Origin of the sequence: Gilliamella sp. Pra-s52, assembly GCF_009795805.1 — a bacterium.
In the GTDB taxonomy this organism is placed as follows: Bacteria; Pseudomonadota; Gammaproteobacteria; order Enterobacterales; family Orbaceae; genus Gilliamella.
Genome location: NZ_WTEY01000002.1, coordinates 71,185 through 93,017, shown reverse-complemented (window position 1 = coordinate 93,017; position 21,833 = coordinate 71,185). Strand labels below are relative to the sequence as shown.

General features: G+C 33.4%; 24 protein-coding genes and 3 tRNA genes. 16 read left to right on the top strand and 11 right to left on the bottom strand.

From position 1 onward, the window contains the following. Positions 1-6: 6 nt before the first annotated feature. Positions 7-82 (bottom strand) — tRNA-Val (locus GQ594_RS02565). Between the two features lie 36 nt (positions 83-118). Then, positions 119-194 (bottom strand) — tRNA-Val (locus GQ594_RS02560). Between the two features lie 203 nt (positions 195-397). On the opposite strand from GQ594_RS02560, the gene GQ594_RS02555 reads away from it, so the two are divergent. The 6 genes from GQ594_RS02555 to tusA all read left to right on the top strand — a co-directional run bounded on the left by GQ594_RS02555 (position 398) and on the right by tusA (position 4,674). Then, entirely contained in the window at positions 398-1,348 is a 951-nt protein-coding gene (locus GQ594_RS02555; protein WP_160411333.1) for a PilN domain-containing protein, read from the top strand. Next, entirely contained in the window at positions 1,338-1,811 is a 474-nt protein-coding gene (locus GQ594_RS02550; RefSeq protein ID WP_160411332.1) for a hypothetical protein, read from the top strand. Before GQ594_RS02555 ends, GQ594_RS02550 begins: the two co-directional genes overlap by 11 nt. After that, positions 1,811-2,179 carry a hypothetical protein gene (locus GQ594_RS02545; protein WP_160401533.1) on the top strand — a complete coding sequence of 123 codons (369 nt, stop codon included), beginning with the start codon at positions 1,811-1,813 and terminating at the stop codon, positions 2,177-2,179. The genes GQ594_RS02550 and GQ594_RS02545 overlap by 1 nt, the downstream gene beginning before the upstream one ends. Further along, entirely contained in the window at positions 2,172-3,497 is a 1,326-nt protein-coding gene (locus tag GQ594_RS02540; RefSeq protein WP_160411331.1) for a secretin N-terminal domain-containing protein, read from the top strand. The genes GQ594_RS02545 and GQ594_RS02540 overlap by 8 nt, the downstream gene beginning before the upstream one ends. A gap of 115 nt (positions 3,498-3,612) precedes the next feature. Further along, the gene (locus GQ594_RS02535) at positions 3,613-4,419 is read left to right on the top strand and encodes a Cof-type HAD-IIB family hydrolase (protein WP_160401564.1); all 807 of its coding nucleotides are present in this window, start codon (positions 3,613-3,615) and stop codon (positions 4,417-4,419) included. An 18-nt stretch (positions 4,420-4,437) separates the two neighbouring features. Continuing rightward, the gene (gene tusA, locus GQ594_RS02530) at positions 4,438-4,674 is read left to right on the top strand and encodes a sulfurtransferase TusA (RefSeq protein WP_160401535.1); all 237 of its coding nucleotides are present in this window, start codon (positions 4,438-4,440) and stop codon (positions 4,672-4,674) included. 46 nt (positions 4,675-4,720) lie between these two features. On the opposite strand, the gene GQ594_RS02525 is transcribed toward tusA, so the two are convergent. Beyond that, positions 4,721-5,125: a protein YgfX gene (locus GQ594_RS02525; RefSeq protein ID WP_160401536.1), complete on the bottom strand. Its 405-nt coding sequence runs from the start codon at positions 5,123-5,125 to the stop codon at positions 4,721-4,723. Positions 5,126-5,394: 269 nt separating this feature from the next. Here GQ594_RS02525 and GQ594_RS02520 point away from each other — a divergent pair, with 269 nt between their 5' ends. From GQ594_RS02520 to GQ594_RS02485, 7 genes are all read left to right on the top strand, one after another. Further along, positions 5,395-7,920 (top strand): PBP1A family penicillin-binding protein, encoded by a 2,526-nt coding sequence (locus GQ594_RS02520; RefSeq protein WP_160411471.1) that lies wholly within the window; start codon positions 5,395-5,397, stop codon positions 7,918-7,920. 13 nt (positions 7,921-7,933) lie between these two features. After that, on the top strand, positions 7,934-8,497 hold the full coding sequence (rsmD, locus tag GQ594_RS02515) for a 16S rRNA (guanine(966)-N(2))-methyltransferase RsmD (protein WP_160401538.1): 564 nt from the start codon (positions 7,934-7,936) through the stop codon (positions 8,495-8,497). Beyond that, positions 8,497-8,754: a DUF1145 domain-containing protein gene (locus GQ594_RS02510; RefSeq protein ID WP_160401540.1), complete on the top strand. Its 258-nt coding sequence runs from the start codon at positions 8,497-8,499 to the stop codon at positions 8,752-8,754. Before rsmD ends, GQ594_RS02510 begins: the two co-directional genes overlap by 1 nt. Before the next feature lie 72 nt (positions 8,755-8,826). Further along, positions 8,827-8,902 (top strand) — tRNA-Gly (locus GQ594_RS02505). 255 nt (positions 8,903-9,157) lie between these two features. After that, positions 9,158-9,457, top strand: a complete 300-nt coding sequence (locus GQ594_RS02500) for a transposase (RefSeq protein WP_160411330.1) — start codon at positions 9,158-9,160, stop codon at positions 9,455-9,457. A 163-nt stretch (positions 9,458-9,620) separates the two neighbouring features. Next, positions 9,621-10,301, top strand: coding sequence for an IS3 family transposase (locus GQ594_RS02490; protein ID WP_337189475.1), 681 nt, complete (start codon positions 9,621-9,623; stop codon positions 10,299-10,301). Between the two features lie 367 nt (positions 10,302-10,668). Then, positions 10,669-11,550, top strand: a complete 882-nt coding sequence (locus tag GQ594_RS02485) for a LysR family transcriptional regulator (protein ID WP_160411327.1) — start codon at positions 10,669-10,671, stop codon at positions 11,548-11,550. A 123-nt stretch (positions 11,551-11,673) separates the two neighbouring features. Here the strand turns inward: GQ594_RS02485 and GQ594_RS02480 are convergent, their stop codons facing one another. The 6 genes from GQ594_RS02480 to GQ594_RS02455 form a co-directional block, all read right to left on the bottom strand. After that, complete coding sequence (locus tag GQ594_RS02480; protein ID WP_202112431.1) at positions 11,674-12,222, bottom strand: phosphatase; 549 nt, start codon at positions 12,220-12,222, stop codon at positions 11,674-11,676. A 151-nt stretch (positions 12,223-12,373) separates the two neighbouring features. After that, the gene (locus GQ594_RS02475) at positions 12,374-13,561 is read right to left on the bottom strand and encodes an MFS transporter (protein WP_160401552.1); all 1,188 of its coding nucleotides are present in this window, start codon (positions 13,559-13,561) and stop codon (positions 12,374-12,376) included. Positions 13,562-13,850: 289 nt separating this feature from the next. Then, on the bottom strand, positions 13,851-14,000 hold the full coding sequence (locus GQ594_RS12380) for a beta-ketoacyl synthase N-terminal-like domain-containing protein (RefSeq protein ID WP_160411326.1): 150 nt from the start codon (positions 13,998-14,000) through the stop codon (positions 13,851-13,853). A 15-nt stretch (positions 14,001-14,015) separates the two neighbouring features. After that, complete coding sequence (locus GQ594_RS02465) at positions 14,016-14,210, bottom strand: acyl carrier protein (protein WP_160411325.1); 195 nt, start codon at positions 14,208-14,210, stop codon at positions 14,016-14,018. Positions 14,211-14,217: 7 nt separating this feature from the next. Further along, complete coding sequence (locus tag GQ594_RS02460; RefSeq protein ID WP_160411324.1) at positions 14,218-15,177, bottom strand: AfsA-related hotdog domain-containing protein; 960 nt, start codon at positions 15,175-15,177, stop codon at positions 14,218-14,220. A 768-nt stretch (positions 15,178-15,945) separates the two neighbouring features. Then, on the bottom strand, positions 15,946-16,326 hold the full coding sequence (locus GQ594_RS02455) for a VOC family protein (protein ID WP_065580414.1): 381 nt from the start codon (positions 16,324-16,326) through the stop codon (positions 15,946-15,948). Between the two features lie 127 nt (positions 16,327-16,453). On the opposite strand from GQ594_RS02455, the gene GQ594_RS02450 reads away from it, so the two are divergent. Further along, the gene (locus GQ594_RS02450) at positions 16,454-17,407 is read left to right on the top strand and encodes a helix-turn-helix transcriptional regulator (RefSeq protein WP_160411323.1); all 954 of its coding nucleotides are present in this window, start codon (positions 16,454-16,456) and stop codon (positions 17,405-17,407) included. Between the two features lie 413 nt (positions 17,408-17,820). On the opposite strand, the gene GQ594_RS02445 is transcribed toward GQ594_RS02450, so the two are convergent. After that, positions 17,821-19,047, bottom strand: coding sequence for an MFS transporter (locus tag GQ594_RS02445; protein WP_160411322.1), 1,227 nt, complete (start codon positions 19,045-19,047; stop codon positions 17,821-17,823). Positions 19,048-19,244: 197 nt separating this feature from the next. Between GQ594_RS02445 and gap the strand changes: the two genes are divergently transcribed. Both gap and GQ594_RS02435 read left to right on the top strand, forming a co-directional pair. Beyond that, positions 19,245-20,246: a type I glyceraldehyde-3-phosphate dehydrogenase gene (gene gap, locus GQ594_RS02440; protein ID WP_160401594.1), complete on the top strand. Its 1,002-nt coding sequence runs from the start codon at positions 19,245-19,247 to the stop codon at positions 20,244-20,246. A gap of 49 nt (positions 20,247-20,295) precedes the next feature. After that, the gene (locus GQ594_RS02435) at positions 20,296-20,880 is read left to right on the top strand and encodes a TetR/AcrR family transcriptional regulator (protein WP_160401571.1); all 585 of its coding nucleotides are present in this window, start codon (positions 20,296-20,298) and stop codon (positions 20,878-20,880) included. Between the two features lie 80 nt (positions 20,881-20,960). Here GQ594_RS02435 and GQ594_RS02430 read toward each other — a convergent pair whose 3' ends face one another. Then, positions 20,961-21,803: an aldo/keto reductase gene (locus GQ594_RS02430; protein ID WP_160411321.1), complete on the bottom strand. Its 843-nt coding sequence runs from the start codon at positions 21,801-21,803 to the stop codon at positions 20,961-20,963. Positions 21,804-21,833 lie beyond the last annotated feature (30 nt).

Below are 21,833 nucleotides of genomic sequence, written 5' to 3'. Positions count from 1 at the left end.
TTAAGATGGTGGGTGATACCGGGTTCGAACCAGTGACCCCCTCCTTGTAAGGGAGGTGCTCTCCCAACTGAGCTAATCACCCCAAATGTTTTTATTTCTAAAACGTCACGGTAAAGATTGGTGGGTGATACCGGGTTCGAACCAGTGACCCCCTCCTTGTAAGGGAGGTGCTCTCCCAACTGAGCTAATCACCCTTACCGTGTGGATGTGCATTATAAGGCACGTCTTATTTCAGTCAACCTTTTTTTTTAAATTTCTCTAAAATCGGCTTTGTTCGATTTAATTTTAAACATTTTTTGGGTGATAGTTCGCAAAAATTACTTTTCTCTATTTTTATTTAGTAAAGAATTACTATGATGAAGCGATTCGGTTATCACAAATAAAAAGTTAATCAATCATGGTTTTTAATAAAGAACGTGTCATTATTTATGTTCAGCCCACTATTTTACGATATAAGACAGTGAGCTCTGCCAAGCAAGTCACTACATTAGATATGAGCGATGATTTAGTTGCATTTCATTATCAAAATGAAGCTGATATCGATTTATTTTTAAGTGATTTACAAAAGAAATTTGTGGGACGGACTGAATTTGAACTTAATTTGGACGTCAATTTAATCCAAACACAACAACTTACTTTACCAGACATAAAGTTAAAATTAAGTGAATTAATTTTATATATTGAAGCTAACATTTATAAATTATTTCAATTACCCACTAAAAATGTATTTTTTGATTTTGTTTATCCAACCAAACAAAATAAATACGTTACAGTGATGATAACTGAGCGCAATAACATTGAAAATTGGGTAAATATTTTTAAAAAATATGAACTACGATTAACATTTGTTGGTTGTCGATTTGACCATGCTGAAATTAATTTTTTACCTTGGCGACAAGAAAAGCAAATAAAACATCAACAGCAATTAGCGTACACAATTGTTAGTTTTATCGGCATAATTAGCTGTTTGCTTTGTTATTGGTGGATTCAAGCGCGAAATGAACAGCAATATTATGAGCAAAAACTACTAGAACAACAGCAGGTAGTACAAAAACTCACGGCTGAATTATCTAGTTACTTACCTAACCCATCATTAAGTCAAAAGCAGATCCAAAATGCATTATTGTTGTTTTCAGAACAATTGCCTTCGGTTATTTGGTTGAATTCTTTTTATTATGAACACCAAAAAATTAGGATTGATGGGCAAAGTTTTAGCTATGTTGAATTAACTAATTTTAATCAGAATCTGTTAACAATGAAAAATATCAACAACAGTCAAATAAATAGCGTCTTATCTAATAAAACGAACTTAGTTTTTGAAATGGAAATGCGCCTTAATGAACAATGATTTTTTTAATCGCCCAATTTGGCAACAATATCTGCTGTCTATATTTTGTTGTTTGGCAGTTTTTGCAGTTGTTTATCTATTTTTTATCCACGATATTGAGCAACAAGCTAGATTAAATGCCAACGCATATCAACAAAAAATCACTGAAACGCAGCTATTACAGAACAAAGTGAATCGTTATCAAACAAGTAAAAATAGTTTATATAGTTTGATATCAGAACAAGAGCTAGCACAGGCGATCGAACAACATCACCTAGTGTTAAGTGCCTTTAAGCGCTATCAAGCAGACCAAACAGTGAACTGGGATATAGAGCTAAATGGTCAGTTTTTTAATTTTATGAATTTAATTTCATCATTAACCAATGATTTTTATTTTCTTGATTTTCAAAACCTAAAAATTAGTAAACAAGATCAGCAGTTACAGATCACCTTTACATTATTGTTTAAAAAGGATAATGAGTGATGCGTTATTTATTTTTATGCATCGGTTTATTGTTTTTTGTCTGTTTTGACCTAAAAGCAGACAAGCCTTTAGAACGGGATCCTTTTCAACCATATTATTCGATTTCTTGTAGTGAACAAACCGAACAACTGCTTGAACAAATTCAAATTTGGCATTTTAGGGGAATAATGAAACAAATAGATCAAAATTATCAACAGATTTGGCTAGTATCCGATAATCAATGGCTAGCAATAACCGATGATGCTGTGCCAAATGTCTTATTTCCTTGGCATGTGCAATCTTTACTTAACGATAAAATTATTTGGCAAGCAAATCTACCTGATTATTGCCATAACACTGTATCATGGACAATGCCTATCAATGAATAACAATGTTAAGAACCAACGGCTAAATCACTATATTAGCCTTATTACTCAAACTAAAAGCAATTTGGCAATAACAATTATTTTTATTTTTTTTATCATTGGAATAAAAGCCTGTTATGCCCATATCGATCAATCATTAAATGCCAAACAGCAAAAAAATGTCTCAATGACATTTTATCAAACCGACATTGCCATCATTTTACAGGCACTAGCTGATAGTAAACAGATGAATTTGGTTATGATAGAAGATTTACCCATAAAGCAAACCATTAAACTAAATAACGTTGATTGGAATAAAGCATTAAAGATCGTATTAGATTCAGCAAATTTACACGCAGAAATTGATGACAATATTTTGTTTATTTCTAAATCACCAGATCCTGAAATATTGTTACAAAAACAACAATTAGCGCAAAAAGAACAAGAGTTTAACCAACCGCTTAGCTCGTTATCAATACCGATTAATCATGCAGATCCAACAACGTTAATCGAGACAATTCACCAGCAAGGGCTACTTTCAGAAAGGGGAAAGGTAGCACTCGATAAACGTACCAATTCACTGATTATTACTGATTTAGCTAAACAATTTACTCAAATCAAAAAATTGGTAAAAACACTTGATAAACCCATGCCTCAAGTTCATATTTCAGCTCATATTGTCACTATGAGTGATGAAAGCATGTCACAGCTTGGTATTAAATGGGGGTATGCTGGTAAGTCATCGCAATTATTGGATCAGTTTGATGTTAGTCTTGGTGTAGCACATCCTACTACAACGGTGGGGTTTAATTTAGCAAAACTATCGGGAAGTTTGTTGAATTTGGAATTATCAGCGCTTGAATCTGAAAATCAACTAGAAATTATTGCTAGTCCAAATTTACTTACTTCTAATCAAAACATGGCATCGATAAAACAAGGTACCGAAATTCCTTACGAAGTGTCTAGTGGTAGCAATGGCGCGACATCGATTGAGTTTAAACCAGCGGTATTGGGGTTAGAAGTGACCCCTAAAATACTGTCTGATGATCGCATGATTTTAGATTTATATATTACACAAAATACAGCAGGGCGTTCAATAAAACGTAGTGATGGTGGCGAAGCGCTTGCAATTGATACACAAGAAATCAAAACACAAGTGCAAATAAAAAATGGGGAAACCCTTGTATTAGGGGGAATCTTTCAACAGGTTAATACTAATAACAAACGTAAAGTTCCAGGTGTTGGTGACGTGCCTGTAATTGGCAATTTATTTATACACAACAGCAAAAAACAGCAAAAACGTGAGTTAGTTATTTTTATTACACCACAATTAGTTGAGTAAATGTTAACGGAGTTGTATTATACTTTGACCTATTTTTGTTTTACTTTGATGCCTCATTACAGTTCAAAGTATATTATCTTAGTCATTATTATCATTTATTATAAAAGTCGAGAATATTATGCATGTTGTTGCTTCTGATTTAGACGGGACTTTATTAACGCCTGAACATAGCTTATCACCTTATACCAAACAAGTTCTTCAAGCACTCCGTAATAAAGGAATTCATTTTGTGTTTGCAACTGGCAGACACCATATTGATGTCGCACAAATGCGCGAAAATATGGAAATAGATGCTTTTATGATAACCTCAAATGGCGCAAGGGTGCATGATAGTCAAGGTAATTTAATCTTTAGCCAAAGTATTTCCCCCTTGCTTGCGAGTGAAATTGCTCAAATGAGTATGGATGATCCATTAATTTATACTCATTTATATCGTGGTGATCATTGGTTGATTAATAAAGAGGATACTTTCTCGTTAGAATTTTATCGTGATACACAGTTTACTTATCAATTATTCAATCCACTTGATTTTGATACTAATGATATTGCTAAAATTTATTTTACAACAACCGATGATGCACTTTATCCACATCTTGTTCAGTTAAAAAATCGACTAGAGGCTAAATTTGGCAATAAAATTAGTGTTGCCTTTTCAACATTAAATTGTCTTGAAGTCATGTCAGAAAATGTTTCAAAAGGCAGCGCATTAAAAAAAGTTGTTGAGAAACTCGGTTACAGTTTAAAAGACAGCATCGCTTTTGGTGATGGCATGAACGACTACGAAATGCTAAAAGTGGCAGGTAAAGGATGTATAATGCAAAATGGTAGTGCAGAATTAAAGAAACTATTACCAGAATTAGAAGTGATTGGATCGAACGCTCAAGATGCTGTTCCTCATTATCTAAGTAAGCTATTTTTATAATTATCAATACATTAAAAAATGAACATAACTATAGACAAAGAACTCAATACACTTGGATTGCGTTGTCCTGAACCTATTATGCTAATTAGAAAAACCATTCGAGAACTTGCTATAGGGCAAGTTCTTTATGTTATTGCCGATGATTTTGCTACGACGCGCGATGTTCCTAGTTTTTGCCGCCACATGGATCACGAATTACTCTCATTACAGATAGAATCAGAACCATATCAATATTGGATTAAAAAATCGCATTGATTAACAGTCATCTTAATAAAAAATTTTAGAAAAGTATGTCGTTGCATCAAGTGAATTCAATCTGTTTTAAGTAAAAACGTAATGTTCGCCAGTCATTCGGTTGGAGGTTATCAACCATTAGCCAAAGTGTACCGTTTTTTCCGTTTCGTCGAGATTTTAAATTTAAAATAACAACATAACGGAATATCAAAGGTTTATGCATTAGATGCCAGCGTTGTTTGTGCCAATATATTTGATTAATATAATGAAATAGTGCAAATTCACCTTTAATTATTTTCAAATAATGCAGGCAACGCCACCATTCTATTATTAATAATGGAATGATAACAGAAGTACAACAGTTGAAAGCCGTGTTAGCAAACAAAACTAGACAAAGTGTTATTAGCACTGTATAAAAAAGCGTTGCAATGCATAATTGTTGCTTTGATATGCTAAGTTGTGTGCTCCACATAATACTTGTTTAACCTCAATTAAGTAAAAATAGAATTATTTCAAAATTCTGATAAAAATAGCTTAAAATAAAACTAAATATGGGAGATAATGCGCACAATTTTTTGTGATTTAATCAATGAACGATCGAATATTTGCATTTTTTGAAATGCTAAAATGAAGATCCTTACCTAAAGATAGGTTACGAACATTGGCGCAGAAAATTCTGATGCCATTATTTTTGCCTTAAAAAAATCTAAATAGGAAAGATTTGTGATATTAGTTAGAGTGTTGAAATTACTTCTAAAATTATTTATTGGTGCATTTCTTTGTGCTGTAGTTATTGGTATTGCAGGTTATGCTCATTATTCAAAAGAGCTTCCTGATGTTGCTACATTAAAAAATGTTCGCTTACAAACACCAATGCAAGTGCTAAGCAAAGATGGTGAATTAATTGCCATTTTTGGTGAACGACGCAGAACGCCGTTAAAATATGACGAGATCCCACCAATAGTCGTTAATGCCGTTATCGCAACAGAAGACTCACGCTTTTACGAACATTTTGGTATTGACCCGATTGGTATTGTTCGAGCCATGTATATTGGCTTAAAGCAAAAAGGGTTCTCCCAAGGTGGTAGTACTATCACTCAGCAAGTTGCTAAAAACTTCTTCCTAACACCTGAAAAAAGCATTGCACGGAAAGCAAAAGAGATAATCCTTGCGATTCGTATGGAAAAAGAACTATCAAAAGAAGAGATCATGGCACTATATCTTAACATGATCAATTTTGGTTCAAGAGCATACGGCGTTGCGGCAGCATCTTACACCTTCTTTGGTAAAACACCCGATCAATTAACAATTGATGAAGCGGCTTTATTGGCAGGCTTACCTAATGCACCATCGGCATATAATCCCATTTCTCATCCAGATCGTGCATTAATTAGACGTAATTGGGTATTAGGACGTATGTTAGATCAATCTTATATCACCCAAGCGCAATACGACGAAGCTATCAAAAAACCAATTAACGTAAGTTATCACTCGCCACAAATTGAATTTTCTGCCCCTTATGTTGCTGAAATGGCGCGTCAATTTATGTATGATAAATTTGGTGAAAACGCCTACACAGATGGCTATAAAGTCTATACAACTATTTCAAGAACCGATCAAATAGCAGCAACAGAAACAGTAAAAAAACATATTATTGATTACGACATCAGACATGGCTATCGTGGTGCTGAAAAAGTTCTATGGCAACCTAACGAAACTGCATGGGAAACAGATAAAATTCAACAAGCGCTTAACAAATACATATGCTATAGTGGCATGTGTCCTGCGGTTGTCATGACATCATCAGATAAAGAAGCAACAGCGATACTATCTGATAAAAGTAATATAACCATTACATACCAAAACATGAAATGGGCACGCCCATTTATTAGCGATACAAGACAAGGTGCATTTCCGAAAAAAGTATCTGATACGCTCAAAGCAGGACAACTTATTTGGGTTAAAAAATCGGCTGAAGACTGGGAGCTAGCACAAATCCCTGCAGTTAATTCTGCGCTGGTGTCACTTGATTCAGATAATGGTGCAATCAAAGCGATAGTGGGTGGTTATGATTTTAACTTAAGCAAATTTAATCGAGCCACACAAGCACTAAGGCAATTAGGTTCTAACATTAAACCATTTATTTATGCTTCAACTTTAGAGCAAGGGCTAACAATGGCGACACTTCTTAATGATGCACCTATTGTTCGTTCAACGGGTAGTGCTACTTGGCGTCCTAAAAACTCACCACCAACTTATGCTGGACCATTAAGATTAAGAATTGGTTTAGGAATGTCTAAAAACGTCATGATGGTAAGAGCCTTACGTGCTGTTGGTATAGATTATGCGGCAAATTATTTAGAGCGTTTTGGCTTCCCTAAAGAAAACATCTCGCATAATGAATCATTAGCATTAGGTTCGGCATCGTTTACCCCGTTACAAGTAGCAAGAGCGTATTCGGTTATTGCTAATGGTGGTTACTTAATTACACCATATTTGATTGAGAAGATAGAATACAGTAATGGCACAGGTATGATTTATCAACATCAACCAATGATTGCGTGTCCAAGTTGTAATGACGATGTTGTCCCCGAGGATATCAAACCAGTGGTATCGTTAGATAATGTCGAAAACGAAGCTAACCAATCGGATAACGAAGAGCCAGAACAAGCTAACCTTAAGGCTGATGACGATTTAGTATTGCCTAATATCAACCCAAATGACAATAATACAGACGGCACACCAAAATATGCTCCACATACACTAAATAGTGGCATTGCATTTATTATGAAAGATGGCCTTCGCTCTATTGTATTTGGTGGTTCAGATTGGCAAGGTACTGCATGGCGAGTAAAAGCGCTCGGTCGTAAAGACGTTGGTGGTAAAACAGGAACAACCAACTCATCTAAAGATGTTTGGTTTTCGGGCTTTGGTGGCAATATTGTGACCACTGTATGGATGGGATTTGACGATCACCGTCGTGATTTAGGTCGAACATTCCGAGCCGAAGCAGGCGCTGTAACAGCAAATCCTATATGGGTTGATTATATGAAAGTTGCTCTAAAAGATGTTCCTGTAAAACAAGATGTAAAACCTGACAATGTGATTTCGGTCACTATTGACCAAAAAACAGGATTATTACCTAGTTCTGGCTCTAAAACCATGTCAGAATATTTTATCAAAGGTACTGAACCAACAGGTTATGCGACAAAAGAAGTGGGTACAAAAGTAACAGATTCAGAGGGCAACACATCAGAACTATTCTGATAAAGGACTTAACATGAATGGTTCAATAAGAATTATTGGCGGAAAGTGGCGTGGGCGAAAATTAGCGGTGCTTGACAAGCAAGGACTACGCCCAACAACTGATCGCATTAAAGAAACCCTATATAACTGGTTAATGCCAGTTATCCAAGGTAGCTATTGTTTGGATTGTTTTTCAGGTAGCGGATCACTTGGCTTTGAAGCCGCATCAAGAGGTGCAAAAAGCGTTACCCTGCTTGAAAAAGACAAACAAGTTGCCATGCTACTCAACAAAAACAAACAACTGATTGCTAGCGATGCTATTGATATTTATCATACTGATACTCTAAAGTGGCTAAACAAACCAGCATCAAAACAGTTTGATGTGGTCTTTATTGATCCGCCGTTTCACCAATCATTGGTTGCCAAAACAGTTAGCCAACTTGAGCAAAATAATTGGCTCAAACCATCGGCTTATGTCTATATTGAAACAGAAATAGGGCACGACCTAACAACTTATATCCCCATTCACTGGCGCTTACATCGCGAAAAAACCGCTGGCCAAGTTCACAGCTACCTTTTTATACGGGAAGATAATTAATGTTCATCTTTATTGGCAAAACTTTATACTCATTAATGTGGCTATTTTTATTATTTAACTTAATCCACCCTTACCCAAAACCGGCGAATGTGGTTGCTATTATCGGCTTAATCGCTTTTGCGGTTACTCATGGCTTACAAGCATGGATGTTAAACTCAACCATGACCAAACAGGAAAAACAACAAGACAAGTTCAAAGTATTGCGCCTGTTCTTATTTGGCGTTTTTGAATCACTTAGTTGGAAAGATAAAAAATAATAATAAAAAGTGGTTGCTAGATACAAAAATTTTTGTATAATGCTCACCACTTCTTTTGAAGCACCTCAATAAGCGGGAATAGCTCAGTTGGTAGAGCACGACCTTGCCAAGGTCGGGGTCGCGAGTTCGAACCTCGTTTCCCGCTCCAATATAATATCCAGTATACTTCATTAAAGTTCGCAAATTTTAGCGTTTGCAAGTGATATATAACGGTTTTACTTTCCAGTATGGAACCGAATAATCCTGAGTCATCCAAAATAATTTAGTCCAAAAATCCGTCCAAAAACGGAATGAGTTTTTTGGGATTAGTCCAAAAAATGTGTGATTGTGATATGTAACGGTATACTTTTCTTGTAGACATTCTTAGCGGGTATGATAAATCCTCAACAAAGGAGATTATCTGATGACAAGACAACTAAGTAGTGAATTTAAACGAGAGTGTGCAGAATTAGTTCTGAATTATGGTTATGCACATAAAGATGCCGCAAAAACAATGAATGTTAGTATTTCATCAATCCAGCGTTGGGTAACGCAATATAGAAAAGAACGACAAGGTATTACGCCTAAAAGTAGTGCGCTGACACCTGAGCAAAAACGAATACAAGCTTTAGAGAAACAAGTTAAACAGCTGCAAAGTGATAATCAATTATTAAAAAAAGCTTCAGCCTTCTTCGCAATGGAAATGACAAGCGGCAACAAATAGCGTTAATGTTGAAGAAGGCAGGAAATAAACTATCTCAAATCTGCCGATGTTTATTAGTGTCACCCAGTACTTTTTATTATCGAACTCAACATCGTGCATTTAAATTGATTAATACTAGGCTTGAAATAGCCATGAAATCAATTCATAACGAAATGGATGGCATATTGGAAAAAGAAGAATGCTCGTTGAACTGATTAAAAAAGGGTTTAAGCTTGGTTTAGATAAGGCCAGACGCTTAATAAAGACATTAGGTCTCGTTGCAAAAAGACCGAAACAACATGTCTATCCTAGCGGTGGTAAATCGTCGACACTTGCACCAAACCATTTAAATCGACAATTTAATCCTGCGACAATTAATCGATATTGGACTGATGATATTACCTATATTCGAACAAGGCAAGGCTGGTTTTATCTGGCTGTTGTCATGGATTTATGCTCTCGGCGTATTATTGGATGGGCTTTTTCTGACAAGCCTAATAGTAACCTTACGGTTAAAGCATTAAATATGGCAATACAGCGGCGTAAAGGAGAAAGCCCAACTTTATTTCATTGCGATCAGGAAATTCAATATCGCAGTGAACAGTCCCAACGGATATTAGCATCTTATCAAATTACCTTTAGCATGAGCCGAGCAGGAAATTGCTTAGACAATGCCGTGACTGAGCGATTTTTTAGATCATTAAAATCAGAAAGGAGCAACTATCGAGATTATGTAACCAGAGAGCAAGCAATAGCTGATATTATTGATTATATCGAACCTATTTATAATCAAAAAAGAAGACATTATAAACGGGAATTTATTTCACCTGCAGAATTTGAATACAATTTACTAAAAACTGCCTAAGATTGTCTCCAAGTTTTGTTGACTGTTACACAAGAAAGCTGGATACTTAAACAAAAGGAACATTTCAGAATGTCAATCTACAACATTAATATTTTCAGCAAAAGAAAGCATATTTAAAGCCGTATTTAATCAAACTAATGGCAATATTCACCTTAAATCTTCGGCATTAACAGATCTCGATAATGTATATAATATTCTTTTATTTAAAATTGATCCTGAATTAGTAAAAAAATATAAACTTCCATCTTTAATTAAAGTTAATTATTTGTTTTGTCCTCCATTTGTTAGAACAGGCGTAATCATTAGATCAGAAAAATCTAAGAAATGAGATATAAAATAACACAATGTAAAATTAGAGGATTTCTTAATGTATGTAAAAAAAATCAAATCATTTATTGTATTGGCTACTAGTACTAGTTTTCGAGACGCAGCCGATAAATTAAATATCACGCAACCTACACTTACGAAGCAAATTCAGCTTCTTGAAGAAAGATTAGGTTTTCTCTTGTTTCTTAGAGATAATCAAGGTTGTTATTTAACCGATGAAGGAAAGATAATATATAATTATGCAATTAATTTAACTAATGAACTAGATAAATTTCTGTGTGTCGCGAAAAAAATAAAGACAGGCAGAACAGGCATTTTGAATGTTGGCCATACATTCTCATTTATAAACATATTACCTAAACTCCTAAACAAATATACTGAGCATCATCCAATGGTTAGAATCAAAATATATGATTTAAACTCAGGAGAGCTAGAAAAAGGATTAATATCAGGTAAATTAGATGTGGCTTTTATGGAAAAACCAAGTAATAAACAATTAATGTTTGAAGAGATGGGGACAGACCATTTATTAATTATCTCGAACAAAGAGAATAATTTCCAACTCAACCAGCTTGCTGACTTAATTCCAATTTTAGATAAAAATACTCTTTGTTTACCTAACAATAAGTTACATTCTGATTTATTTCAAAAAATTTCAAAATTTCTTTCTGCAAATTCACTACATTCTTCGAATATACACTATACAAATAATATTTACAGTACTATATCTATGACGGAACTACATTCCAATATAGCTATATTAGCCAATAGCTTAGTCCAGAATATTAAAACACAAATTAAGTATGAACGTCTTACTGGGCGAGGAACTAAGTGGAAAATAGGAATGTGTTGGAATGAAGTAAAAGCCAGTACACAGGCTCTTACTTTAATCAATGAGATAAAAAATGGAAACAATGACTAATTGTTTCATTTTGAACTAGACTAAATTGAATCTTAAATATTTAACTAGGACACAACCAATGCCTTATCACTTCATTATTTATTTTTTCAGTCTAATATTTCTTAATAAGAATAGAAAATACTACTAATTTTTAATTTTTTTATACTTAAAAAAATTGACTACTTTATTTACACTATTATTTAAAACCATTTCCTTATTAAAATTCATTTTTCTAATTATTGACTCACAATAATCTAGATCCCCAACCCTAGAACAAAAATGAGCGTCAGATCCCAAGGATATATAACCGCTGAATTTTTCTACAGCTTTTAGCATATCAATACATTTTATATCACTACCTGGCCGAGCCAATACAGACCCCGAATTAAATTCAAGTGCAACGTTATTTTCATAAGCAGCTCTGGCAACTTCATCAAAATCAACAGGGTATTTAGGATTGTCAGGATGGCTAATAATACTAACAATTGGATTTTTAATTACATTCAGCATTGCTTGGGTATTTTTATAAATATCTGTACTTTCAATTAATGGATAATGGAAACCAGCCATAACAAAATCTAAATTCTGAAACATCTCGCCATCACAATCGATGTTCCCATCGATATCTAAAATGTTAGCCTCAATACCTTTGAGAACTATGACATTATCTACCTCGTTAGGTATTGAGTTCATATTTAAAAAATGTCATCTATGAGGTGAGTCATCAAGTTTAGGTCCATGATCGGTTATAGCAATAAGTTTAAGTTTTTTTTGCTTAGCAATCATTATATTTTCATATACGTAACTATATGCATGAGCACTTGACATTGTATGTACATGCAAATCAATTAGAAACACTATCATCTCCTTTTGAGTATCCAACGCCATTCTTACCGGAAGCTAAAACTATTAAAAGCGCTAATGTTAATAAAACGAACATCACAATAGGCAACACCCTAGCATTTGAGATATTTAGTAATACACCACCAAAGAAACCACCTCCCGCGATTGCTAGATTCCAAAGCGAAACCAGTAATGATTGTGCTATATCAGCAGAATTTCCTGTGATTTTTGCTGATGCTGTTTGAAATAAAGTCGCTCCACCACCAAAAGCTAATCCCCAAAGAATAATTGAGATGAGAATTAATGAATATGCACTGTCAAACACATAAAACAATATTCCTGATATAGCAAACAAACATAAAGATGAAATAATTAATTGGCGTAAATATTTATCAATAAAAATACCAACAATAGTAATACTTATAATTGAAGAAATACCAAAAATTAACAAAATAATATCTACATTGTTTTCATTACCAGAAAGTTGCAAATATGGTGATATATAGGTATAAAAAATATTATGTCCAAAAGCAAAAACAAAGTTGATTATTAAGACAGATTTTACGTAGGGAATAGCTAATACAGAAAAAATTGGATTCTTTTTCTCAGTTTTCAGCGCAGGTAAGTTAGGTAGTTTTAACCAGATAAAAAATACTAAGACCAAAGATATTATTGTAATTAACTGAAAAGTTAATCTCCAACCAATCAGTTTACCAATAAAAGTACCCAATGGAATACCAATTGATAAGGCTATAGGAACTCCTAGCATAACAACAGTTATTGCTCTTCCTTTTTTTTCATCACTAACCATTCTTATTGCATAGCCAGCCACCATCGCCCACAGAAGACCAGCAAAAACACCGGCCAAAAATCTAGATACTAATATTAAAATAAAAGATGCTAAATAAGCTGTCATAAAATTGGTGATTGTAAAACCTAGCATTATCGTTATTAACAATTTTCGCCTATTCCAACCTTGTGTTACAATTGTTAATGGTATAGCGGATATCAAAGACCCTAATGCATAAAGAGTAACTAATTGACCAGCTTGTGACTCGGTAACACCTAAATCCTTGCTTATTAGCAATAAAAAGCCTGCTGGTAGTGCTTCTGTCATTATTGAAATAAATAATGCTGTAGATAACAGAAGAAGATTAAATGTTGGGAAAGTATTACTTTTTATTTCCATATAATTCACCTATAATTATAAATGTTATTTTTAAAATTGTTTATTCATCAAGACAATATGTATTCATGTCTTCCTTCGGATAACGTTCTCCATAAATAATAAACGCAGCTATATTTTGTTCTATAAGATCATAGCCCTCATGACTTAAATTAACATTGGAAGCTTCAATGTTTTCAAGTAAATGGTTCAATTTTTTGTCCCTGGTATAGGGATAATTTGCTTAGGTTTACTTAGTAATCAAGCTAAACATAATTGCGAAACAGTACACTCATTTTTTGTGCAATAGGCGTCAGAACAGTGTCTTAAGTATTGGGTCAAATTTACAAGCACTTACTCCAGATAAAAGATTATTCCAAGAATCATCTACACCTATGCCCAATGGGGTTACCAATCCAAGTCCCGTTACAGCCACGTGGCAATTATTTTTAAGTGAATTCATAATGCAAAAGAAGCCTTATTGATTTATATTTTCTATATAATTGACCACATCTCTTAAATTTAGCTGTGCATTTATTATCCCGTCAGGAATTTCAACATTAAATTTTTGTTCAAGATCGAAGTGAATATCTAGGCTCACAATTGAATCCCCCCCCAGTTGTTCAAAAGTAAGCCCTTTATTTAAATCTTCATTATTTACTCTCCTTTTCATTACACATTTAAAATACAAAACATAAACTTGCTGCTAATTTTTCTTTTTGCAAAAAATTAATATCTAATTGATTTGAATATGAATATTTTTTATCAACCAAAATAGTTACTGTAGAATCAAACTCAACATAGTTAAAAAAATGAGACTGAATACTTTTTGGACAAAGAGTATTAAAATTTTTTGTTTTATGAAAATATAGCGTACATAGTTGTCTTCCTACCTCCATTAAAATCATTGCTGGATAATGGTCTTGATGATGGTCAAAAAAACTAACATTAGTGAAATCAACATTAAGTAAAGCTGCAAAATTTTGCTCATCGAAGTTGCAAGAACTAATAACTACATTTTCATTTCTTGTTCTGGACAATAATTGAGGAGAAACAATATTGTTATAATCTTTTCTTTTCAGATTTTTTATTAGATTGAAATTAGAAATATTTAAGTCGCTATTTGGTCTAATTTTTCTATATTTTTTATCTGGCACATAGCTTACATTCATTTCAATTTGGCAAATTAAATCATTATTAGAATAAAGATTCACTTCATATTGCTGTTTATATAAAATATTTTTAACTATTTTTGTGTCATATATGAATGTCTCAATTTTCAATTCAGCGTTTAAAGAGGACATTTTGAGGTTAGCTATATAATTAAATGACCAATTATTTAGTACGAATTTTGTAGTTAGCGGTATATCATAATAAGCATGAGCTATATATGTTTCAACTTGACGAGCGCATTCTAATAAGAAAATAAAGTCTAATGATTCATTTTCATAATGATCATTAAAGTAGTTATGATTTTGGGGAATAGTTGCTTTTGCATAGTAACAGTCTTTTTTTTCTAAAAAACATGATTGTAGAAAAGTTTCTGGACTGTGCAATCTATGAAGAAATCTTCTATCAATTTTTGATGATTTATTAAATAAATTTGTTGATGTTTCAATTTTTTCATTACCTATGCACATAATTTTTCTCGATAATATTCTTTTAAAACAGACAAACGAGCTAACCCATCTAGAGTAAAATAATGCTACCAAATAACTTTCTAACTGTATAATTCCAATGCTTTATTGCATAATAGAAATTATTTATCACAATCAATACCATAAGTAATGATATAGATAAGACTACGTTACTTAAAATAAAGAAATGAAGTAAATAAGACTGTTTTGTTGAAAGTGGTCGTTTAAAATGCCAGATAATTCGATAGAATTAATCTAAAACTTAAATTTTATATTTACCGAAATATAAAAAGATCGAAGAATAATTAACTGTAACTTTCTAGTACTTCAACGTTTTTCGATTCAATTGACACGACTATTTTATTAAATTAATAGAATCTAATGAAAATAACTTGTCAATAAATGGCTTAGTGCCAAAAAATGAGGGTTCGAGGATTAGTAAAAAAGTGGTTCTTTGTACTTTGAGTCCGTGGCAGTCCATAAAACCCCATTAAGCGCCACGAAGAACTAGTCCAAAAATCCGTTCCAAAAACGTGTTGTAAATCCCCTAAAATAGTACAGCAAAAAAGTAGAAAACTCTCTATGATAAAAGTAAAGGGGGGTTTAATTATAAAAAAATGACTGAACATCAAATTGTAGCTATTTTAAAAGAAGCCTTTGCCGTAGATAGGGTATGTGGGCAACTCGACTTTTTCTAAATGGTGAGAATCACGGCCTTGTTTCCATTTTTACAGGGCTAAAAAGACCATAACCAGCTTTTATGATAATTTTCTATTCAAATTTTGAAGTGTCTGTCGCACAAACTCGAAGACGATGTCCATCAGGATCATTACCCACGAAAGTGTACCCAAAATCGAGCATTTGGGGTTCAAGTTCAATTTTGACGTTTAGTTCCTTCCATGTCGCATAAATCTCATCTACATCATTTTTTGTTACATCACTAAATGACAACTCAAAACCACCATAATGATTGGGTGCCTTTGGAGTTATTTCATCAGCCCCTTGTAGCCCCAAAATAAAATTATCATTCAATAAAAATACAGCGAAGCCAGGATAAGTTTCAATAGGTGGGCGCCCTAGTATTTTTGTGTAAAATTCAGTACTAGTATCGACATCTTTGACATAAACAATAACGCTATTAGGTTTAAACATTTTTTGTTTCCTCTTGGTGATAAAAATTAATTTACTTAATTTTGGTTATCTATATTATGATGTTGCATTGATGACATCTGTATGTCATATTTAAAATTTAATGTAAATTATTTTGTAAACATAAAGCATGAAAATTAATCGTATAATTACTATCATCATGGTATTGCTTCAAAGAGAAAAAATAAGTGGTAAAGAATTAGCAGAAAAATTAAATGTATCATTGCGTACTATTTATCGAGATATACAAGTTATTGAGGGAGCTGGTATACCCATTATTACGTATCAAGGAAGTGCGGGTGGAATAAGTATTTTAAAAAATTATAAAGTTAATAAAGGTTTATTCACTAAAGAAGATGTCATTGTTTTATTAAAAGGCCTCAACTTATTATCCTCACCGGTTTTAAAAGAAAGTGAAAATTTAAGAACACTTGAAAAAATTAAGAGTTTTTTATCAGAACAAGAACTTGATGAAGTTACAAATAACTTAAATCAACTTATTGTTGATATATCACCTTGGTTTTCCAAACAAAATATTAATAATAAAATTTCCATTATAAGACTGGCACTGAATGAGCAACTACTTTTATCGTTTGATTATTTGAGTGTTAAAAATAAACAAGCATCGCGTTTGGTTGAGCCATATAAACTTATTTTTAAGGAAAAACAATGGTATTTACAAGCTTTTTGCCTAAATAGAAATGATTTTCGTATATTTAAATTGTCAAAGATGTCAAACATTAGAGAAACTAATACTAAATTTATTAGTCAGACAACTCCTGAAGTATTTTCTTTATTCGAAAAGGATATGAAAAAAAAGATTTTTAAAATAAAATTACTAATAGATGAATCTGTTTTAACTCGCATTTTAGATTTTTGTGATGAAAAAGACATTAAGAAATTAAACGAACAACAATATCTTGTAAATTTTAACTTTATTGATGATGACTACAGTTATGGCATTTTGCTGAGCTTAGGTCATAAATGTATTTGTTTAGAGCCTGAGCATATACGTCATGAAATGGTTAAACGAGCGGAAGAATTAGTTAAATCTTATAAAAAATCTGTCAATTCATTTATTTAATTGATTAGATATTTTATTAAATAACTTGTCAATGAATGGTTTAGTGCCAAAAAATGAGGGTTCGAGGATTAGTAAAAAAGTGGTTCTTTGTACTTTGAGTCAGTCCGTGGCAGTCCATAAAACCCCATTAGGCGCCACGAAGAACTAGTCCAAAAATCCGTCCAAAAGGTTAGCTAGCACAGTAGATAACAAAGAGTAAGTGTTTTATTTTCAAATGGTTACATATTTTAGTTTGGAGTGGGTTTCCCGCTCCAAATTTCAAAATTCTTATAAAAAATAACGAAGATGTTAATCAATAATTAATGGAAAAATTACTATCTAAAAAATGGTCAGGAAAGGTATTGATTTTATTAAAGTTTTTATTTTCTATTTTTTATACTAACACTCAAACCTTACCTAAATTTTTAATATTGCTAAATATCTTCTGTTGAAAGTAACGCTTTCTTCTTTTTTGTGAATGAAATAAAACACAACAACGAAGCAAATGTCATAACCGAAACAGTCCCCCAGACTATACTCCATCCATAACAATGAATAATATAAGCAATGATAAGTGGTGTTAAAAATGAAGTGATAAATACAGTAGTGCCAATCATGCCTAGTGCCGTTCCTACCCGTTCAATACCCGCTTTTACAGCCGCTTCAGTGTAAGCAATACCATGCCATGCATGCCCAAATAAACCAGTAAGCACAAGAAACGTAATGCCCATATAAGTGTTATTAACGACTAAGCACAACACTAAAGAAGTTATCCCTCCTAATATGGCGTAGTACTTTAATAATGGGATTCGGTTATTTTTTTTGTCAGTATAGTAACCAGACCAGATTCGCAGCATTCCACCCCCTATTTGTACGCCAATAAGAATAATTGATATTGATGTTAAACTGATGTTTAAAATATCTTGCATATAAATACTACCAAATGTCAGCACTGACATTTGAGGGACAGTTAGAAAACCTGCTACTATAACAATTCGCCATACTTCAATATTTTTTAATGGTGAAGATATTACGTTTTTTGATTGGTTTGTATGCTTCAACTCGCTATGTTTGGTATTGATAAATAATGCAACCACAACACCAACACTTGCGCCTGTAATAGCTAATACAATAAACATTAGTTCGAAACCATATGAATACGCTAGCCAAGGAAGTAATCCTGTACCAATCGCACCACCAACAGGAATAGCGGTTTGACGAATACTCATAGCAAAACCGCGCTCTTTATTACTAAACCATGACATTATCGTTCTGCCTGATGATGAATTAATGCTACCACTAAAAAAGCCTGCTATTGCTAAGGCAAATCCTAATTGTAAATATTGAATGTTGCCAACCGATACTTCAGGTGTTAGTAGTATGGCTATTAAGGCATAGACTATTGATGATGATAATAGTCCTAGAATTAATACGCGCTTGTCCCCCAGTTTGTCAGTCAAGATCCCCCAGATTATTTCTGAAGCGGCTACCCCTAATCCCATTGAACCTAAAACAAAGCCAAGTTCGTACAATGAAAAATGATAAGCGTCTCGCATTAAAATTCCTGTAATTGGAATACCTGCAAACCCCATCGCAAATGTTGCTTGTGCAAGAACACCAATGCCAAGCACAAACCAACGATAGTTGCTTTTTTCATTCATTTTTATTTTCCTTATTTTATTTTTTACATACTAATTGGTATGTATTTTATTTATGGTATTCTTGTTTTGAGTATAAGTAAATTTTAATAAATTGTTTTTTTATAATTATATGTAAATTAAAATTATTTTAATTAGGGGATAAGGTGCTTTTGTGCTACCGTACCAGTTGGTATTTTTTATTAATCTAATTGGAGGTAATAATGACTAATGTAGCAATTAATGGCTTTGGCCGTATCGGACGTAGTTTTATACGCACATTACAAACATGTTCAGACGATATTAACATTGTAGCGATCAATGATCTGGGTTCAATTGAACAACTTGCTCATCTTTTAAAATATGACACCGCTTTTGGGCGTTTTGCTAAAAGTGTTGATGTAAAGAGCGGTTGTTTAATTATTGGTGATCAAAAAATTGCTGTATATCAAGAACGTAATCCTGAAAATCTACCATGGACTAAACACCAAGTTGATGTGGTACTAGAATCAACGGGTGTTTTTAATGATGGTAAAAAAGCACAAGCTCATCTTAACGCTGGCGCTAAAAAAGTGCTTATTTCTGCACCAGCAAAAAACGTTGATTTGACCATTGTTCAGGGAGTGAACGAGCACTTATATAATAAAGATGTGCACCATATTATTTCTAATGCTTCGTGTACCACTAATTGTTTAGCTCCTTTAGTAAAAGTGTTACATGATAATTTTGGCATTAAATCTGGTTTTATGACGACTATTCATGCTTATACACAAGATCAGCATCTTCAAGATGCTCCCCATCGTGATATGAGACGAGCACGTTGTGCTGCTCAAAATATTGTGCCAACTTCAACGGGGGCTGCGCAGTCAATTGGACTTGTTATTCCTGAATTAAAAGGAAAACTGGATGGTGGTTCGGTGCGTGTGCCTGTCATTACTGGCTCTATGATAGATCTCACATTAAATCTAGAGAAAGAAGTGACAGTACAATTAGTAAATGATACGATCAAAAAGGTCGTAAGCTCGAAAAAAATGGCGGGTATTCTTGCCTATACAGAAGATGAGATTGTTTCTTCTGATGTGATTTGTAATCCTGCTTCTTCTATTTTTGATGCAAAGCTAACGAAAGTGATGAATGGTACTTTACTCAAAGTTGTCAGTTGGTACGATAATGAATGGGGCTTTTCGAGCCGTTTAGTGGATACCATTTTACAAATCAAATAATCAATTAATTAAACATACCATCTATTGATGGTGTGTTGAGTTATAGGACATGAATAACGAACAAAAAACCAAACAAAACTCCAGAGAAAAGCTCATTATTGCTATGGCTGATCTTTTATTAGAAAAAGGTCTTGCTAACACAAGCCCCAAAGATATTTTAGAACGGTCAGGCGTTGGACAAGGTAGTCTTTATCACCATTTTAATGGTAAAGAGGATTTAGCTTTGTATGCCATAACTTACAATGTAAAGCAGTTAATAAGCATTAATGATTCGGTACTAAATATTGATACCAATGCCTATAATAAACTGTCAAATTTGCTATTAAAACCGCGTAATATAGAACGAGGTTGTTTAGTTGGTCAAATGGCACGAGATCGGTCTATTATGACAAATCCTCATTTAGCGGCAGAAGTTACCCGCGGATTTTTAACAATGAAACAAACGTTAGAAAATCTTATAAGAATGGGAATTTCTGATGGTAGTATTTCTAATATTCTTGCCCCCTTAGAGGCGGTAACACTTATCATATCCACTTTGCAAGGCGCTTATATTTCTGCAAAAGGTTTACAAGATGAGTCTTATTTTTATCTAACCATTAATTCATTATTGAAAATATTCACACCAAAAACATAGCGCAATTTATATTGACTGCATAGGTAAATTTTAGATTACCTACGCAGTACCGAATAAAAACAGTATTTATTACCTTTTTACTATTTTAAAATGGACATAAACCATTCCACGGTTTTGGGATCTTGATGCGAGAAGAATAAGCTATTGCCCGTATCCAAAGCCGCTATACTTGCCATTTCTTGATTTGAAAGCGAGAAGTTTAATACGTCAAAATTTTCTATCATTCGTTCTTTTTGAGTCGATTTTGGAATGACCACAATTCCATTTTGAATCAAAAAGCGTAATGCAACTTGAGCAACCGACTTTTGGTGTTTTTTGCCGATTTCAATAAGCTCAGAGTTTTGAAAGAAGTTGTTTTTGCCCTCGGCAAAGGGAGCCCATGAGACAATTTGTATATTTAGTTTTTGCATTACTTCGCGGGCAACTTTTTGTTGTTGAAAGACATGAGTTTCAATTTGGTTGACAGCAGGTTTTATGCGCACAAAATGTTCTAAATCAATGAGGCGATCTGGATAAAAGTTACTGACACCGATTGCTTTAGCTTTGCCTTGTTCGTAAGCGTCTTCCATTGCACGATAAGTGCCATAGTAATCGTTAAATGGTTGATGAATTAGGAGTAAATCAATATAGTCGGTTTTTAATTTGCGTAATGATTCATCGATCGATTGTTTGGCTTTTTCGTAGCCAGCATTAGTGATCCATATTTTGGTGGTAATAAACAACTCTTGACGAGGGATGCCACATTTGATGATGGCATTGCCAACTTGTTCTTCATTACCATAAGCTTGTGCGGTATCAATGGCACGATAACCGACACTAATGGCATCTAATACACATTGCTCACATGCTTCTGGAGGAATTTGGTAGACGCCATAACCAAGAATGGGCATTTTTATGTCATTATTTAATGTGATATTTTCCAAACTACTTCTCCTTTTTTAATGAGTAATCAT